A 17,444-nucleotide genomic window follows, 5' to 3' on the forward strand; every position below is an offset into this window, starting at 1 on the left:
ATAAACAGTGTATTAAGTGGCGCAATGATTAGCAAAAATGGCGCAGAAATAGTAAGTATAGGGGAAGATAAGAGATGGTTAACTTAGAAGCTTATGAAACACAACCTTTTGGATGGCGAGAGGAATTTGAAAGAGCTTATGTTGAGTGGGTAGATTTAGAGCTTGTACACCAGCTACTGGATAGCATGAACCATTGTTCTATACGTTTTCTTTGTGATGCCATTAACGATACAACACGTTGGCCATCCAAAATAAATAAAACCCTCAAAACGGTTAGTTATCCAAGAATTAGAGATGCAGCAGACTTTCTTGGAGTACCTCCTTGGCTTCTTTTTAACCATCCAGATAAAAACACTAAAATAAAGGAACTCTTCACATCCATTGACTCGATTCTTAAACCCATTGAATTACCATATTTCAGTGAATACGAGAAGGACTATGCAAACTTTCATCATGAGCTCTGTAAAAGAGTGAAATCTGAAGAAGATTATCAGATATTGAAAGGTATGCTGGAAGGATTATTTGAATCAAAGAATTATCAGGAAATAATATCGGGGAACTGGAAGGCAGTATTCAGTTTCTTTGAGGATATTCATCACGAATTTTCAGGAGGAGCAAAGTTTTTCTACAGAGATCCCGATGGTTTTATTAGAGGGTCACTCCGTGTTAATTTTACATTTAATCCTCGGAATAAAAGGAAGTTAATAAAAGCAGGCTGGCTATCTATAGAAACCGATCTTAACAAATCTGAAAATTCTGAAACGGTTAACCGACTTCTCACGACAATAATGAATGATATGGAGTGGCTCTTCGACCAGCAGCCTTGGATTTTCGAAACAATAGCCGAGAATAAACATATAAGGCTGTTGACTTGGCATACTCTGCGTTCTTCGAATGAACACTTCGAAATAATCGCAGCTCTCATAAATGGTAAATTACCTAAAGCTAATTTCGCCATGAATGTAGAATCACAGAGGGCTATCGGTCTCCCGTCAAACTCTTCACTGATTAAATCGAGCACAGTATTCGACGAGTTTTTACAAATTATTAAAACAGATGTCAAACATATCAAGGAACCACTGTTCAAAAGGAGAACAAACACACTCCAACTATTGTATGAGAAAAGAATTCTACAAGAGGGGCATCGAATAGTTCTAATCATATCTGACAATATTTCTGGGCCTTCTCTGGAGAAATCTATATGTCAGGCCACCGTAGTTATTCGCAACGGCAAGCCGGCAGTAAAATGGGATTATGACGAAAAATTATATTCTATCTCTAGATTAACCTCTATTATTCTTATTGAGCTGGCTAAGCAAACACATTTGCGTAAGCATCATTTAAATGGCACCAAGTACTGGAAATTAGAAAATGAAAGTGATTCTTCATTATTTGATTTAGCCCAGATGTATCAAAGTCGATAATTTGTTGCATACTATCGACGGGATAATGAAAAATTGCGGTTTATAAAATCCACGGGTACCACAAGTATTATCTACGAAGGAAAAATCACCGGATCAGGAGCCAACCTATTCCCGGTGTTTTTTTATATTTCCAATCATTTAGTCCCCTAGATATCTTTATTAATTATTTTTTTCACTAATTTCATCAATTGAACGGTTTGGAGATACTCTTCCAATTCAACTCCCTGTAGTGCATCCCTAACGACTATCCTACATTCTTCGAATTCGTTGTTTTCAGTTTGAATGTAGATGACCTTCATGTCGTTAGGTGTAAAACGAATCCGTATATTCCATCCAACATTTATTAGAGCTTTCTCAAACCAGCGTTCTCTAATTGCTTTTGAACAAGTATAGAATCCCCAAATATGTGACCTCAGCAAAATCATATAATTCCAATGCCTTAAATTCAGTATGAATAACTATCCTCCTCACTTTTATATGCACATTTATTCCCATCCCTTATATTTAATATTCAATATTCATTATTTTATCCGTTATCGGATATTTTAAAGATGTATAAACTTTTAACTTAGGATTGTACAGGTAGCTGTCCGTTCCCACTATTCTAGTATAATTAATTTTCCATAGATAAAATCCGAAAAACCGCTTTTTTCTAAATGTTTAGTAATTATAAGTTTGTCTTCACTGTTTCTGCTGAAGCATAACGCCGCGAAGCTGGTGGGATTGCCTGTCCAGAAGTTGCCGGATATAATGACGATAATGAAGGGGATATTTCCGGTACGGCCTGTGCTAGCAGGCATACACGCGATGGAAGTATCCTTTTTCCTTTGCTACTGCCTGTAGAATAATACAAGACAGCCTTTCGATGTCGAAGGTGCAGTCGGAACCTGTGCTCGTGATTACCTGATGACCATCATTCAACATTCCCGGAAGATCGTATCGAATTGCCGATGAATGTCGTTTTGATTCTTCCAATAGTACTATAGGAAGGGTCCTTCAGCATCTGCTGCAAGGTTTTACGGTCATCCGTTCCCAAACGTTCTTGAATGATGAGGGCGCCCAGAGCGACAAGAACAGGTAAGGCCTTCTGCCCTTTCAAACTATTCTTGAATGCCTTCACGTACTTCTCTTCGAACTTCGCCCACGAAATCATCGCGACGAGCAAGACCCACCAGTTGTCTCCGCTCAGATTTCGGCCGAACGGCAAGAGAAAATCTCCTGGCATAAACAATTGGCCTTCACTGCGCTGAAACATGAATTTCGTCCTCCAGATGCACGTATTTTACCTGACTGGCTACCGGTTTCCTTGCATCTTACTTCGACAAAACATGATTCTCATCCTTGTTATTACTGTTGTTTTTGTTTGTTCAGCAAGCCCTAATTAGCTAGTTATTTATGATTTTTAATTAATCTTTTTTGCAAAACAAAATAGATAATGAGCCCTATTGTAGTTACAAAAAGCAAGGAATTGTAGATCCAAAACAATTCATTTAGTTGTAAATAACCGTTGAAAGCCGTGTTTTTATAATGGCTATTGAGCAATTTTCTTGTAAATAGATATACAACTACACTCATTATGATGAATATGAGGAAATTAATCAGAGCAGCATTTTTTAGTTTTTTCTCTGCTAACAAGTTGCTTTCTTTTACTTTGATCATATCTTGAAAATCATAATCATAGATTTTATAAATTATTGCAATATCGTTATAAAATTCAGTCAGGTTTTTGTTCCCCATCTCTATGCAATGAATAACCCTATATTTATGTATGGGTATATAAACTAGAGAAAATAAAACAAAAACTGAGATGATAAACTCATGGCCGTTAGCTGATGTGGTCTTTCCGTAGATGGTTGCATAGGAAATTAAAATACCTAACAAAACAGTAATCACATTTGTTATATTTTTATTAATATCATCGATACCCTGAATTAACTTGCTTTTTAAGGCTTGTGTTGCATTTATGAGAGATTTAACAACCTCAGATTGCTCTTTAAGCTTGTCATTCATTAGGTTTTCAAACTGATAAGAGTAGTAGCGAATTAACTTCCCAGTATTATAAATAATGCTTAAGAGGGATTCATCCCCAGCAAGTATAATAGTTGTTCTTAATAATTTATAATTTGACTCTGCATATTTTGAATAAATACATTTCTCATAAAACTCCATTTGCTGTGCTTCTTGTTCTGATTCTAGTTCAAGCTCATGTTCATCCAATTTCCAAGCTTGATCGATGTAATGCATTTGAGTTTGTATCTTTACTTCTCTATCCAAAGTAAATTTCAGTCCATTTTCATGGATGGATATTTTATCAGCGACAACTTGCCATAGAGAAATTAGAAAGCCGATATGTACTTGAAAAATCTCTTTTTTGGATTCAGAGAAAGAAGAGAGCACCAGTGTGTTTTCTTCCAGCCAAAACTCTGGAGGGAAATAAAAAATCCCTTCGCTCTTCTTAGTGAGCTTATTTTGTTTTTCAATGTTCTTATCAAGTTCTTTTTTCTTGATTACAAGATTCTCAACAATGTCTTTTATTTTATCTCGGTTTTGTGTTGAATTTAATCCAACAAAATTAATAAAGCCTGAAGAGTTCAACTTATCTTCACTTAGTAAAAGAAGAAGTTGAGGTTTGGGCTTCTTTTTCATGAAATTCAAAAGATTAAATTGTTCTTTAAACTTGGTTAGGGAAGTCCAAGTATAAAGATCAATATCTTGTGTATAATTGATTCCTTTACTTGCAAGCCACTTGCGTAACAAGTCTTCCTTATCTACTTTAAATATCAATTTAAACTGATAGTTGCAGTCCGCGCAACAATGAATATCTTTTAACAGTTCAAACCGCCGAAATGGTTCAATTACATTGTCCTTTTCTTCAAGAAGTTGCGAATAAATGCTATCGTGCTGATCACACAAAAATGACAAAGATTCTTGAATAACAAAATCCCTTTCTGAGTCTTTATATGGATACTCTTTCCCCGTCGAATCCTCTGTTATGTTTAATTCAAAAAATGATTGATTAGGATCCCACTGTAATTCATTAAAATAAAATTCTTTATTATCTCTGTTTAAGGCCGAGATTTCAAAAATCTCAGATGTAATAATTGTTCCCGTTTCACTACTCGCATCCGCAAGCTCAATTGATTTCGTAATCATACGCCCCAGGTTCTCAATATTCATTGAAGTCCCCCTACTCATCGACTATTGCTTTGAACTCTTCCCAAGTAATTTCACTTATTTCTGAGTTCATTTCTTTTACCTTGGCCAATTCATTACCGCTTATCATTAAATAGACTTTGTCGTGATGTTTGAATTGCTTCATTTTCCGCATTTCAGACAAAGGCGCATTAATTTCCACTTTGTCCATCTTCACCGACAATTTCATTTTCTCTGATTGTAAATTTTCCACAGAGAGCGAGTACCCTTCATCTCTAAAGAGAGTTCTCCACTGTTCATCAAATTTGTCATCAGCAAATTGTTGTTTGCTAATTCCTTGTACAACTTTTTTCAAATGATCTTTAGTGACAATTTTGACCGGTCCCTTGTCATTATTGAAAATGTCTTGTCCAATTTTTACCCAAAGTTCATCCGTTTGCTTTTCATAATTGAAAACCTGTTCTCTAAGTATCGCTTGAAATCCTTCTTTTTCAACTGCTGGTGTTAATTTAGACTTACATTCAAACGCTTCAGCCCAGTAAAGTGTTTGGTCTTTATCAAAGAGAACAAAATTGTTCACGTCGGTGGATGAAAGATCAATATAGGGGAACAACAACCCTTTTGTCAGACTCTTCTCTTTAAACGTATTTTTAATTAATTCCCAAATTAATTCCTGTTTAGTTTCATCAATTCTTAAGTTTTCAAACTCTTTTTCAAGGTCACAAAGTGTAATAAAAACAAAATTTTGTGTACTTCCCCTTAAGTTGGCACTAAACGTAATCATGCCAAATACACTAGTTCTAGACTTAGCAGCAGTAAGGAATTTTAACGCTAATAAATCCCCTATTTGCTGGATATCAGCGTCCGTTATTGTTCCAGATATTAAAGACGTTAATGTGTTAAGAATAGAGTCATCCTTAGGAAATACATATCCGTTTGGGACCTTGATCGACCTATCAATCGATAATATCGTACCTGTGAGATCACTTTTATAATTTTGTTCATGCAACTTTCCTTTGCAAACCAGAAATTCAAGTTGCTTGTAAATGATCGCTCCCAATGACTTCTGCACTTTCGACCAGTCCAAAATATGCGAAAAATGCAGCGTATTAGGGTTCTTTTCGCAGTATGCATAATAAAACTTATTTAATGTTAACGATTTCTGGGTAATTTCATTTCTAAGTGCAACTAGCATCGTCATTTCTCCCCTATTTTTTTACACAAATTGTAATTTCCTTTCATATAATAATACAAAAGACTTGGAGGGATATTCTTGCAAACAACTGTGCCACAATTGGCCCAACGAATGATCGATCATTATGAATCCGAGACACTTACAACACTTACCGACAGAGAAAAGTGGTTAATTAAAAAAAGCTTTTATATGGGCTTGCAGTACGGACAACGACTTCTAATTGAGCAAGACATTCGAATTTTACTTAAAAACGATATCGAATATTAGACCTAACATAAGAAAAAAAGGTTCTCTGCTTCTTCTTGAATATGTTGACTAATTCTACAAAATAGAATTTTTCCCCTTCTTTGTGTCAGAAGTAAATAAAGCATTAGACTGGATCTCTATATTCCACGCGGTTTTTCGAGTTGCCGTACCATCAGACTCCATAACATTAGTTTTATACTGACTTTTGAAATTGAACCAGAACTGCCATGGATGAGAAAATAAAGTCCTAGCCTGTCGCTGTTTTCATTGAACTAAAGTTCCCATTAATTTATTTTTGCACGGCACATTTTCACAATTTTCAATCTTCCCTTTTACCGGATAGCCTATTTCCTCAATATCCTCTTCAAGATTAGCTATTACTAATTCTTCATTTAGACCTTTCAGCATCTTCGCATCCAACGGCTCCAGGGCGAATATTCGCTGTACGAGCGAATGGTCCAGTGAAATCTCGTAATACTCGTTAGCCCAAGCATAGTAAAAATCCGCTTTGCCGGTTAAAATATGCAACAGTTTGTAGGCTTCCGCATCCGTTTCCTTGCTTGCGGACCATACCTGGCCGCGTTGCTTCCATGTGCAAAATGTTGTCATATCCATAATAAAGGCTGGTTCCTTTAAAAATCCTTCAAATTCGTCAGGCATGCCTTGCTGTACATCATGTGGCTCATGCACCTGATTAAACCGCCGGTCAAATCCTTTGATAATCAGTCCTTGTGGCTGAAATAGCGCAAAATAGTGATCACCTTCACCGTTCCTCATCGATGCCATTTGTTGATTCTCATCCCAATGGGCATTGTACGAATAATACCGATATTCCCACTCAGGCATAAGAATAGCATCCAGGATGGCTGCAGCTTGAAATATACGTCTGCTCTCCTCAATATAAGGAGGCAGGCCAATAAAGTTTGAGTCCCTCATGATTTACCTCTTCTCTACCCCTACTTTTTTTCAAGACATTCGAATTATAAAAAGAAGCGACTTCAAAAAAATCAAGGGTATTCTCTGGTCTCCTGCTGCGTAAGCCTCATTCCAGTGAGGTACCGGCACTCAAATTTATGGCTAAAGGATTGTCCACTGAAATCCTATTGGCTCTAGATTAACGCTGTTTATTGCGCTATCGTTTCCGTTGCTTCAACTATTAATGGGATTAAACCTATATTAAATTATTTCTCCTGACATGCACTGAAAAGAGCCACATTTGTCTAAGAACTTAAAGACTCTGCAAGGACTGCCAATGTTCACAGTATCCCCTACAGTTACACCGCTACGATCAAATTGGATTGCAGCTGGTCAGATGATGGAAGTCCGCGGTCGCAATGGTCGCAGGGCTCTGGCGATGCAAATGGCAGCTAGATTCGATGCGCCAACAGACCACAGTCTAGTGTTCCTAGAATGGAAACATTATTCTTACACTTTAATAATCAAATAAATATTGCTCTTCCCATGAATTTATACTATCTAGACTGTAAACTCTTTGTCCTCTAGATCTAAATTTCTCAATATCTCTATAATAATAATCCTTGTGGTCTACATTAAAATGATCTGAAGAAAAATTGGCTTCGACAAATTTAATATCCCAAATAATATAGATATCTTTTATATCAGTAATTTTGCTTAGATATCTCTTAAGTTCTTTTGGCTTTAATATTTTTTCGTAATCAGCACTGTGGTCAACTAAATAATCTATATAAACCCATAAATTGGAGGTTTTACTATCGAAGTAGAATGCTCTTGGCCTGAGAAATTGAACTCTGGGATAAGGTAAGATTAAATCCCCTATCACTATTTTATCATTTTCTGGTCTCATTCTTGGTAACTCAATTTTCTCAATCTCTCCAGTTATATATTCTACGTTTTTTAACAGTGTAAAGGAAAACGAGCTTCGTGCGCATAGATATAAACAATAATTTTTATAGAAACCTATCCACATAAATGGTTTACTTGACTCAATAATCTTCCATCCGAAACTTCTTGATGATTTTGGAAAAAATGTGTGTATCAAGCTGTAACAATGTGGTTTATTTAGTCTGTTCTCAATTTCGATACCATCCCAATAAATAATATCAATATCATGTTTATTATTGAAGTCTTCAATTCTTTTTAAGCCCGAAGAGCTAAGTTGTGTGGAAACTGCTAGTAGTATGCCTGTAGCATCTGCAGACTCACAAGCATCCCTTAAAGACGAAAAATTAGTATCGTCTTGCCCAATAGTTTTTCCAGTCATAGAATGTTTACATGAGACAATCCACTTTTTTTCAAAGGTGCTTAGATGACCTTTAGCACGTTCAAAAAAAATAAGATCTCTACCCCCATCATTTCCAACGCCTGTCCAATGGACTTCAAAACCTTCTCTGACTAAAATTTCTCTTATCAATTGTTCAAATAAAATTCCATCCTTCGGTAATTCAGAAAAATCTAACATAGCTATCCTCCGATTAACTAAAAAATCATAGGTTATTGAATCCTATTATTATCACTCAGAAATATTATTGTATCAAACATTAATCAGTATTAGCTGCTATTGCTTTGAAGAGGTTACGCCAGCGCCGTCAAGTTCAACGCTACCACACACCGGCATTCTTAAGGCTTTAATAATGAAATTTATATATTATTCGCTTCCCAGAATCTATAGGAGTTAAAAAAAATTTTACGGCGCTAAACTGCCCGTTTGTTTAATGCCCTCGACAGTCTAGTACCATATTTCCTTCTACACCAGCGCGTGTCTGTACTTCCATCGATCCGCTGTTTGAGCTTAGCCCACTATCACTGGTACTTGTTAAAATAGTCATACATCCTGTTATTTTGATTACTCCCAACTTATAAGTTTCATTTCTAGAGGCTTCTAACAGCCCAATAGCATTAATGATTTTGTTAGTTAAATAGAATCTAAAGCTTGGCTGTATAGATCAATATCCATTGCAGGGACAGTCCCCAGATTCTGAAGAAGAGAGAATAATTTAATAAAAAAGAAAATTAGAGTCTCATCCTTTGAACTGATATCATATGTTCCGTTCGGCTGAAGGAGAAAACACCCGCTATCTAATACACAACCGATGTCAATGAGCTGCATTGGTATTAACGCTCCTACAGCTTCATTAAACGATTTCCCAAAAGGAGGAGTCCAATCAGAAGTGGTAGTTATTATACCTGTTATAATGTTGAAAAGGGGTCTAGCCGGGTAAGTCCCGCCAGCATGAACTATACGGACACTTGTACGTTCTAGTCTACGAACTGATTCAGCCTTATTAGCAGCATATTTAATATGCTGTTTGTTAAGGTTTTGTTTGACCTCAAAAACACCGTAAACACTCTCCGCAGGTATGTACTTAACTCCAGCATGACAAAAGACAAACGGAGAATATTGTTGATCGTATATTACGATATCAATTTGATCGCTGCATGTTCCTTTATGATCTACAACGAAGGCAGTATCCACACAATATCGATTCGGCAAATAAGTGCTAAGAAACTCAATCCAGCTTAACTCAACAGCATCTCCCTTAGACGGAGCGTGTGTAATATGTTTTCGGAGGGAATTTAATTTTATAATCATTTCTTGCTGCATATCAAGAAACAATTCTCTCATATTAACCTTTTGTGTCATAATTTATCCTCCTACCAAATAATATCTCGCCAATATTTTTGTCCCCGGGACTCTTTAGCTTTTCTCTGAATCGCCTCTTTTTCATATTTATACAAGTCATCAGAGATCATATTATTCGTGTTAGCAGGATCAAAGATTCTTTTATCTACAAAGTTATCATTGAGATATTCTAGAACAGACCAGAAGTTACTAGACGGAGAAGCTGTTTGTTTTCCTTTTAAAGCCTCTAAAACTGATAATTCAAGATAAATAGAGGGAAAATCTAAATTATGCAGCTTACGCCATATCTTCGTTAGAATGATTTCATTTATCCTTCCTGAGTTCTTTACTGTGTTAATGTGTGTAATAACATTGGTCTGAGTCCATGTATCTCGTTTGCTAATGTAAAGGCTATGATCATTTGTAAATCCTGCCCGCTTCTTCCCTGGTACCAGATCAACTTGCTTCTCTCCGATGCTTACACCAATAGATACATTTTGCTTCCTTACTTTATATCCAGCCTGCTCGATATGATAATATAGTGAATTGTAAATCTCCTTTAACGTATTATTAGTAATGGATTTCAGGGAGATGAATAAGTCAAGATCTGAAGATAGATTGACTGCAGTCCCTTTTGCCCTTGAACCAGAAAGATATATATCTTCGAGACATCCACCTGCCCATGTAGTTACGAGTTGCTTCAGGGGGATTATCAAGTTTGTTTGCGTGAATGTATCAATAGCATTAGGTAGTTTGTACTTGTTCACAACTTGCATTACATACTCGTCTCCCGACATATTTACCTCCAGTATAGATTAGAATTTCATCTTTACTTCTAAGGGGGAACTCATTCTAAGTTTCCATGCAAGCAACCCTTATCTTATCGGATACTCCATTTCTTGAAGGTGTTTTATTGATCTTCCGTTATGGAGTTATTCATGTAAGCCCTCTTCTTCACTCACAGATTATTATAATGATTGATCTTTAACTTCATTATCTCAGTAATCTCTCGCTTATCTCTTGTATTCAATTTCCGGAAATTTGAAATTAAATCAATCTCACTGTTATCTAATCGCGTCATAAACAGTTTTGTATGTTCTTTTTCAGTACCATCCAATAAAAACCACTCCAAGTCCACTCTAAAATTGGTTTTTATAGCCAGAATTGTTTCAAGTGATGGAGCATATTTATCTGTTTCCAATTCACTTAAAGTCCCTTGGGAAACGCCAATTATATTCGAAAACTCATTCTGATTTAGTTTGTTTATTTTGCGAATACTTTTTATTTTTCCTCCTAAAGTCACAATTCTCACCTCACTAATTATAAAAAACAGCCCCGATATTGAAAAATATCTCATCGGGACTGTTGGCGTAGTAAGTTCTAATAACCATATTGGTCTTATATGCGGTTCACAACTTTTTTTACTGGTTCACAACTCTTTTTACTGGTTCACGACTTTCTTTACTGGTTCACGACTTTTATTTCACTGGACACGATTTTGTTGGAAAGGATATAACCTACTCCACAGTAACGCTCTTCGCCAAGTTACGTGGTTTATCCACGTCATGACCCAGCGCAAGAGAAGCATAATAAGACAATAATTGCAGAGGTACTACAGACAACGCTGCTGTCAGCATTGGCAATGTCTTAGGAATAACAAACACTTGATCGACTGATCTAAGCAGGTCAGTCAAATGCTCTTGGTGAGTGATTGCAAGCACGTCTGCGCCGCGAGCTTTCACTTCTTTGATGTTGCTGACAGTCTTCTCAAGCACAGCTTCCTGAGTTGCCAAGGCAATAACCGGAACGCCTTCCTCAATCAGAGCCAACGTACCATGCTTCAATTCACCTGCAGCATAAGCTTCGGAGTGAATATAAGAGATTTCTTTCAGCTTCAAGGAACCTTCTTGAGCAACTGCGTAGTCTACGCCACGGCCGATGAAGAACAGGTTCTTGTGCTCAGAAATTTGTTCTGCATAACCCTTGATCGCTTCTTTTTGAGCAAGAATCTCTTCCACTTGCTCTGGTAGAGCTTGCATAGCTGCTAGAATTTTAGCCACTTGTGCCTCAGTTTGTGTACCACGTACCTCAGCCAAGTATAGAGCAAACAATCCGAAGGCAATCAATTGTGAAGTGTAAGCTTTGGTCGACGCTACAGCAATTTCTGGACCTGCCAAGGTCACCAAAACATCATTCGCTTCACGAGCGATAGAGCTGCCCACTACGTTAGTGATCGCCAATACATGTGCACCGTTAGCTTGAGCTTCACGTAGAGCTGCCAAAGTATCTGCAGTCTCACCGGATTGGCTGACAACGATAACCAAAGTTTCTGGCGTCACGATTGGTGAACGGTAACGATATTCCGAAGCGATATCATTCTCTACTGGAATACGAACCAAAGATTCAATCAAAGAGCGTCCTACCACGCCAGCGTTGTAAGCTGTTCCGCAAGCAACAACTTGGATGTTACGAATATTCTTGATTTGTTCTTCAGTCATGTTTAGTTCAGGCAAGACAACCTTGTTTCCTTCGGCATTAATACGCCCCCGCATAGTGTCGCGATAAGCCTTAGGCTGCTCGTGGATTTCTTTCAACATGAAATGCTCGTAGCCGCCTTTTTCTGCGGTAACTTCATCCCAATCGACAGTAATCATTTCCCGAGAAATAAAATTGCCTTCAATTGTCATCAGTTCGACAGCATCTCTTGTCAAGACTGCCATTTCGCCGTCGTTCAAAATATATACGTTACGGGTATATTCAAGCAGTGCAGGAATATCTGACCCGATAAAGTTTTCTCCTTCGCCAAGACCGATGATGAGCGGGCTTGCTTGACGCACAGCGACCAATTTATCTGGTTCATATTCAGTCAGGACGCCTAATGCAAATGCACCGCGCATAAAGGTAATCGCTTTTTGCACTGCTTTCACGATATCCCCATCATATTCGCGAGCAATCAGATGTGAAATAACTTCTGTATCTGTTTCGGAGACAAAGTGGCATCCGCCAGCAATCAGCTCTTCCTTCAGATCCAGATAGTTTTCAACAATACCGTTGTGAACAACCGAGAACTTCATGCTGTTATCCGTATGTGGATGGGAATTCTCATCGGATGGTTTACCGTGAGTTGCCCAGCGTGTGTGTCCGATACCTGCGCTACCTGCCAGTGGGCTGCCTTCTAGCTTCGACTGCAGATTCGCCAAACGGCCTTGTGCTTTCACTACTTGCAGTCCTTCGCCGGTGAATACAGCAATACCAGCGGAATCATATCCCCGATACTCCAGCTTCTTCAATCCTTCAACCAAGATTCCCTGCGAATTCTGATTACCAATATATCCTACAATACCACACATTATAATTTCCCCCGTCCGAGTTATCTTAATGTGGCGGCATAAGGAAAGAAACGTGCCGTGCGGCATGTTTTTGAGAAAAAGCAAATATTCTGTTGTATTTTGGATCAACAAAATAAACTGTCACTTACATCTTATGTTCATGAAATGCACAGCCTTCTTCTCTGCCGTGGCAGAACTACCGTGTTTCTTTACGATGCGCGCACACATGGATTTTTATATTTCTTATGCACCCATGAAAACGTTGTGTGAAAGGTCGCCCTTCCATTTTCCGTCTCCATTTACGGCTCTGGTGCATCACCGGGAGGTCCCCGCCGAACATTTCGAACACCTCCACCTCGTCAGCTTACGTCTGCCGTGATCCGTTCAAGCCTTTGTCTACATAACCATGTAGCAGCTTTCCCTTCTCCCCCGCGCTCGACCAAGCTCTGGCGCTTGCTATTGCAAACCTCACAATCCCCGCTTTCCTTCTAGAATGACACTTAATCTATTATATGCACCTTGCATTACTTTGGCAATGCTGAATAACCTAAATTTCACAGATCCCTGTTTAGACGATCCATTCAAGAAATAATAAACACCGGTGTAATGATCCCGAACGATCTCGTTCATCACACCGGCTATAAAGTTATAGTAATGAATTATACCAATTCACGTTGAACAACTTCTACAATTTGATTCACATAAAGATCTAGATCTGCCTTATCAGGGCCCTCTGCCATGACGCGAATCAGAGACTCCGTACCGGACGGACGTACAAGCACACGACCATTGTCGCCTAGCTTGCCTTCTACTTCAGCGATAGCTGCTTCGATAGCCTGGTTGTTAGGATAATTCGTCTTATCTTGTACACGAACATTGACCAGCACCTGCGGGTATTTCGTCATCATGCCCTTAACCTCGCTAAGCTGTTTACCAGAAGCTTTAAGTGTATCTACCAGCTGGATAGCCGTCAGAATACCATCACCTGTTGTATTAAAATCAAGAAAGATAACATGTCCAGATTGTTCTCCACCTAGATTAAAACCGCCACGGCGCATTTCTTCCATCACATACCGGTCGCCTACAGCTGTTTTAGCAGTGTTCAGGGATAATTTCTCGGTAGCTTTGTAGAATCCGATATTACTCATAACCGTTGATACAATTGTGCTATCTTTCAGCTTACCAGCACGGTTCATTGCATCTCCACAAATACAGAGAATAAAGTCTCCGTCCACTTCATCACCTTTATTATCGATCGCAATCAATCGGTCAGCATCTCCGTCAAATGCAAGTCCCAAATCCGCTCCATGACGTAATACTTCCTCACGCAAAGTCTCTGGATGTGTCGAACCAAATCCAGCATTAATATTCAATCCATCAGGCTCAGCACCAATAGAAATAACCTCAGCGCCCAGCTCTCTGAACAATCTTGGTGCAAGTTCATACGCTGCGCCGTGAGCACAGTCGAGTACAACCTTAATTCCCTTGAAATCCTGAGAAATGGTTGTCTTCAAATACTCCAGATAGAGGTACTTGGCGTCATTATCAACCGTAACCATACCTAAACCAGAGCCGATAGGACGAGGCAATTCATCTACCTCAGCATCCATTAGTTCTTCAATGCGCAGCTCAGTTTCATCCGTAAGCTTGAATCCATCTCCGCCAAAGAACTTAATGCCATTATCCTCAACCGGATTATGTGATGCCGAAATCATGACCCCCGCATCTGCCTTTAATAATCTCGTAATATAGGCAACAGCAGGTGTACTCACTACACCTATACGGATTACATCTGCCCCAATAGACAGCAATCCAGCAATAAGAGCCGATTCAAGCAATGGTCCGGAAATACGTGTATCCATCCCAATGACAACCTTTGGTTTATGCACGTTACCCGCTAGTACATATCCTCCACAGCGACCAATGCTATAAGCCATTTCTGCAGTTAATTCACGGTTTGCTACTCCCCGCACACCGTCAGTTCCAAAATACTTCCCCATTATTTTTCTCCTTTGAATACGCTACATTAGCTTAATGTTCTATCCTATGATTTAAATACTATTTTGGTGTACCTTTGGGACATATCCTAAAAGACGTATTTCAATAAAAGGTTACGTGCCCCCTGTACCTACAGGATTTTCGGAATTCGTACTTGTGTTAGCTGTGCCATTATTCTCTGGACTGCTATCCGTGGGGACAGGCGTCGCTGTAGCTCCAACTTCTCCGCTATGGGTAGGCTTCTCAGTGGCCTCCTCATCGCCTATAACAGGTTCAGAGCTTGGCTCAGGAGTAGGTACACTACCCGTGTCTGGATGAGGTGTAGGCACCGGCGTTGCAGGTGACAGCAACTGAACAGTTACCGTAAGCGGCACACTTGAATTAGCCAGTGCGATGAATTTAGGCAGTGATACCCGTAAAGAAACCTCGTGAGTTCCGGCAGTAAGGCCAGTCACATCAGCCACAACACCTATATCGTCTTTATTTAATTGATTTAGCAAAGTAGGTGCACCTGTTAAGGTAAGGGCTATATCCTTGCTTGTTGGATTAACAATACTTCCTTCTAACTCATCACCGACACCCTGTAACTTGATGGGTACCGCTTCAACCGTCCGTTCAGCAATTTCTGAAATCGTTAATGAAACGCTCACGGTTTCAGGCATTACTTTCTCAGTTCCTGCCGGAGGTTTCAGTTCTACCTTCAGTTGCTTCGTTCCTGCAGAATCTATAGCGCTAAGATCGACAGTTGCTTCATAGGTAGATAATGCAGCTAATGCATTGGCTTGACCATATACCACGACTGATTCCAGCTCAGGTGTCACATTTGATAAGACAAGAGAACCCGGAAGTTGTCCGGTAAAGCCGATATCCAGCGGTAAGCTCTTAAAAGGCAAGGTAATTGGCAATTCCACCGAAACGGTAGCCGGCTCAATGACGGCATCCTTCACTTCTTTTCCTTCGTTATCATAAGCATGCAGCTTCAATTTCTTCTCTTTAAAGGTTTCGTTCTCGCCATTTAGCTCAATAGTGCCTTGTACCTTCACCACTTTGCTTAACTCATTATCTGGCAACGTAACCTCAACAGTATCCGTAGGCTGCAAGACTGGGGTACCTAATTGATACCCCGCTGCTGGTTCTCCCTTGGTAACCAAAGTTACGGGAAAAGACTTTGTATTTCGCAGCTCTACATGTACGTTGACCTCTTTAGGAGTCATTCTTACAAGAGTTACACCTCTAGGTAATGAATACGAGAGTGGCAGCGTATTATCTCCAGGCTCAACCTTACTTAGATCAAGGGTCACTTTATAGTCGTCCGAGAACTGAAAGGAGATATCGGAGTTCTTCCCCTTAACCTCCATACTGACACTATCTACATCCTTGTATTCCAGCACATATTTATCTTTATCTAGACCGATCTCTTCGATCTTTACATTCTCAATAATCTTCGACTTAGTATCGACCGTGGTCTGTCCAACAGGTGCTGTGTCGACACGCACCATTGTAAACAGAATAATCCCAAACACAAGGGCAAGAATCTTATTGAAATTGTTATTGTTCATCCACTTATCCATGATTTTTGTCCCCCTTCCGTTTCCAGAAAGTTGAACCTTTCTCCTTCAGTGATGAACTTACACTCAGCTCTTGATGGAGCTTCGAAATCATTGATTCTTCCTTAATGTCCCTTACAATTTGACCATTGATGGCCAGAGAAATCTGTCCTGTCTCCTCTGAGACAATGACAGATACTGAGTCCGCAACCTCACTAATCCCGATAGCTGCACGATGCCGTGTCCCCAGTTCCTTGCTAATAAAAGGGTTCTCAGACAAAGGTAAATAACATGCCGCCGCGGCGATCTGGTTCCCTTGCATAATAAGGGCTCCGTCATGCAAAGGGGTGTTAGGTATAAAGATGTTAATCAGCAGCTCAGAGCTGACCAGAGAACGCATGGCGATACCCGATTCCGTATATTCATTGAGGCCTGTCTCTCGCTCGAATACGATTAATGCCCCTATTTTTCTATGTGATAAATAATTTACGGCTTTAATCACTTCGCCAATTAATTTACTGAGTTCTTCATCACTTTCCCCAGCCCGTCCGAAAAACCTACCTCGTCCAAGCTGCTCCAGTCCCCTTCGTAGTTCTGGCTGAAAGATGATAAAGACCGCCAGTACACCGAATGTAAACATTTGATTCATCAGCCATTTGAGCGTATAGAGGTCTAGGATGGTACTCACAGCCCAAATCAAAACCAGGACCAGAATCCCCTTCAGCAGCTGAATCGCTCGAGTTCCGCGGACCATATTAAGCACTTTATAAATAATGTAGCTGACGATCAGTATATCAACAATATCTTTAATGGAATCTTTCCATGTTAAGTCTGTAAAATAACTCATTGCCTAAAACCCCCGTCATTTCATATTAGCTGGGTTTATGTAAAATGTCTGTTAGATCTGTATCAATATCTAGGTTATAACGTTCGGGCTCCAGTTGCAAGTTT

The 17,444-nt window shown here is 39.2% G+C and carries 15 protein-coding genes; 3 read left to right on the top strand and 12 right to left on the bottom strand.

Features of this window, described 5'->3' with window-relative positions; genetic code table 11:
- The first annotated feature begins 74 nt into the window (after nt 1-74).
- Complete coding sequence (locus ACN6KS_RS26970; protein WP_440960852.1) at nt 75-1,424, top strand: hypothetical protein; 1,350 nt, start codon at nt 75-77, stop codon at nt 1,422-1,424.
- A 913-nt stretch (nt 1,425-2,337) separates the two neighbouring features.
- Here the strand turns inward: ACN6KS_RS26970 and ACN6KS_RS26975 are convergent.
- From ACN6KS_RS26975 to ACN6KS_RS26985, 3 genes are all read right to left on the bottom strand, one after another.
- Nucleotides 2,338-2,679: a hypothetical protein gene (locus ACN6KS_RS26975; protein WP_440960853.1), complete on the bottom strand. Its 342-nt coding sequence runs from the start codon at nt 2,677-2,679 to the stop codon at nt 2,338-2,340.
- A 134-nt stretch (nt 2,680-2,813) separates the two neighbouring features.
- The gene (locus ACN6KS_RS26980; RefSeq protein ID WP_440960854.1) at nt 2,814-4,601 is read right to left on the bottom strand and encodes a hypothetical protein; all 1,788 of its coding nucleotides are present in this window, start codon (nt 4,599-4,601) and stop codon (nt 2,814-2,816) included.
- A gap of 10 nt (nt 4,602-4,611) precedes the next feature.
- On the bottom strand, nt 4,612-5,772 hold the full coding sequence (locus ACN6KS_RS26985; protein WP_440960855.1) for a DUF4317 family protein: 1,161 nt from the start codon (nt 5,770-5,772) through the stop codon (nt 4,612-4,614).
- A gap of 78 nt (nt 5,773-5,850) precedes the next feature.
- Here ACN6KS_RS26985 and ACN6KS_RS26990 point away from each other — a divergent pair, with 78 nt between their 5' ends.
- Complete coding sequence (locus ACN6KS_RS26990; protein ID WP_440960856.1) at nt 5,851-6,039, top strand: hypothetical protein; 189 nt, start codon at nt 5,851-5,853, stop codon at nt 6,037-6,039.
- Between the two features lie 243 nt (nt 6,040-6,282).
- Here the strand turns inward: ACN6KS_RS26990 and ACN6KS_RS26995 are convergent, their stop codons facing one another.
- Nucleotides 6,283-6,954, bottom strand: a complete 672-nt coding sequence (locus tag ACN6KS_RS26995) for a hypothetical protein (RefSeq protein ID WP_440960857.1) — start codon at nt 6,952-6,954, stop codon at nt 6,283-6,285.
- Between the two features lie 280 nt (nt 6,955-7,234).
- Here ACN6KS_RS26995 and ACN6KS_RS27000 point away from each other — a divergent pair, with 280 nt between their 5' ends.
- Complete coding sequence (locus ACN6KS_RS27000; RefSeq protein WP_440960858.1) at nt 7,235-7,465, top strand: hypothetical protein; 231 nt, start codon at nt 7,235-7,237, stop codon at nt 7,463-7,465.
- Here the strand turns inward: ACN6KS_RS27000 and ACN6KS_RS27005 are convergent.
- From ACN6KS_RS27005 to cdaA, 8 genes are all read right to left on the bottom strand, one after another.
- The gene (locus ACN6KS_RS27005) at nt 7,451-8,458 is read right to left on the bottom strand and encodes a restriction endonuclease (protein ID WP_440960859.1); all 1,008 of its coding nucleotides are present in this window, start codon (nt 8,456-8,458) and stop codon (nt 7,451-7,453) included. The genes ACN6KS_RS27000 and ACN6KS_RS27005 overlap by 15 nt on opposite strands.
- 453 nt (nt 8,459-8,911) lie before the next feature.
- A complete protein-coding gene (locus ACN6KS_RS27010) occupies nt 8,912-9,640 on the bottom strand; it encodes a DUF6602 domain-containing protein (protein ID WP_440960860.1) in 729 nt (242 codons plus the stop codon).
- Between the two features lie 11 nt (nt 9,641-9,651).
- Nucleotides 9,652-10,395: a nucleotidyltransferase domain-containing protein gene (locus ACN6KS_RS27015; RefSeq protein WP_440960861.1), complete on the bottom strand. Its 744-nt coding sequence runs from the start codon at nt 10,393-10,395 to the stop codon at nt 9,652-9,654.
- A gap of 182 nt (nt 10,396-10,577) precedes the next feature.
- The gene (locus ACN6KS_RS27020) at nt 10,578-10,922 is read right to left on the bottom strand and encodes a helix-turn-helix domain-containing protein (RefSeq protein WP_440960862.1); all 345 of its coding nucleotides are present in this window, start codon (nt 10,920-10,922) and stop codon (nt 10,578-10,580) included.
- Between the two features lie 214 nt (nt 10,923-11,136).
- Nucleotides 11,137-12,969 carry a glutamine--fructose-6-phosphate transaminase (isomerizing) gene (gene glmS, locus ACN6KS_RS27025; protein ID WP_094871743.1) on the bottom strand — a complete coding sequence of 611 codons (1,833 nt, stop codon included), beginning with the start codon at nt 12,967-12,969 and terminating at the stop codon, nt 11,137-11,139.
- A gap of 638 nt (nt 12,970-13,607) precedes the next feature.
- Complete coding sequence (gene glmM / locus ACN6KS_RS27030; RefSeq protein ID WP_094871744.1) at nt 13,608-14,948, bottom strand: phosphoglucosamine mutase; 1,341 nt, start codon at nt 14,946-14,948, stop codon at nt 13,608-13,610.
- Between the two features lie 111 nt (nt 14,949-15,059).
- Nucleotides 15,060-16,517, bottom strand: coding sequence for a CdaR family protein (locus ACN6KS_RS27035; protein WP_094871746.1), 1,458 nt, complete (start codon nt 16,515-16,517; stop codon nt 15,060-15,062).
- Nucleotides 16,510-17,340 carry a diadenylate cyclase CdaA gene (gene cdaA / locus ACN6KS_RS27040; RefSeq protein ID WP_060625814.1) on the bottom strand — a complete coding sequence of 277 codons (831 nt, stop codon included), beginning with the start codon at nt 17,338-17,340 and terminating at the stop codon, nt 16,510-16,512. The genes ACN6KS_RS27035 and cdaA overlap by 8 nt, the downstream gene beginning before the upstream one ends.
- Nucleotides 17,341-17,444: the final 104 nt, after the last annotated feature.

The organism is Paenibacillus nitricinens (assembly GCF_052056485.1).
GTDB lineage: Bacteria > Bacillota > Bacilli > Paenibacillales > Paenibacillaceae > Paenibacillus_AQ > Paenibacillus_AQ nitricinens.

What these genes read in the sequence shown, in the direction of transcription:
- ACN6KS_RS26970 (WP_440960852.1), top strand. Translation starts at nt 75, where the DNA reads ATGGTTAACTTAGAAGCTTATGAAACACAACCTTTTGGATGGCGAGAG.
- ACN6KS_RS26975 (WP_440960853.1), bottom strand. Translation starts at nt 2,679, where the DNA reads ATGTTTCAGCGCAGTGAAGGCCAATTGTTTATGCCAGGAGATTTTCTC.
- ACN6KS_RS26980 (WP_440960854.1), bottom strand. Translation starts at nt 4,601, where the DNA reads ATGAATATTGAGAACCTGGGGCGTATGATTACGAAATCAATTGAGCTT.
- ACN6KS_RS26985 (WP_440960855.1), bottom strand. Translation starts at nt 5,772, where the DNA reads ATGCTAGTTGCACTTAGAAATGAAATTACCCAGAAATCGTTAACATTA.
- ACN6KS_RS26995 (WP_440960857.1), bottom strand. Translation starts at nt 6,954, where the DNA reads ATGAGGGACTCAAACTTTATTGGCCTGCCTCCTTATATTGAGGAGAGC.
- ACN6KS_RS27005 (WP_440960859.1), bottom strand. Translation starts at nt 8,458, where the DNA reads ATGTTAGATTTTTCTGAATTACCGAAGGATGGAATTTTATTTGAACAA.
- ACN6KS_RS27010 (WP_440960860.1), bottom strand. Translation starts at nt 9,640, where the DNA reads ATGACACAAAAGGTTAATATGAGAGAATTGTTTCTTGATATGCAGCAA.
- ACN6KS_RS27015 (WP_440960861.1), bottom strand. Translation starts at nt 10,395, where the DNA reads ATGCAAGTTGTGAACAAGTACAAACTACCTAATGCTATTGATACATTC.
- glmS (WP_094871743.1), bottom strand. Translation starts at nt 12,969, where the DNA reads ATGTGTGGTATTGTAGGATATATTGGTAATCAGAATTCGCAGGGAATC.
- glmM (WP_094871744.1), bottom strand. Translation starts at nt 14,948, where the DNA reads ATGGGGAAGTATTTTGGAACTGACGGTGTGCGGGGAGTAGCAAACCGT.
- ACN6KS_RS27035 (WP_094871746.1), bottom strand. Translation starts at nt 16,517, where the DNA reads ATGGATAAGTGGATGAACAATAACAATTTCAATAAGATTCTTGCCCTT.
- cdaA (WP_060625814.1), bottom strand. Translation starts at nt 17,340, where the DNA reads ATGAGTTATTTTACAGACTTAACATGGAAAGATTCCATTAAAGATATT.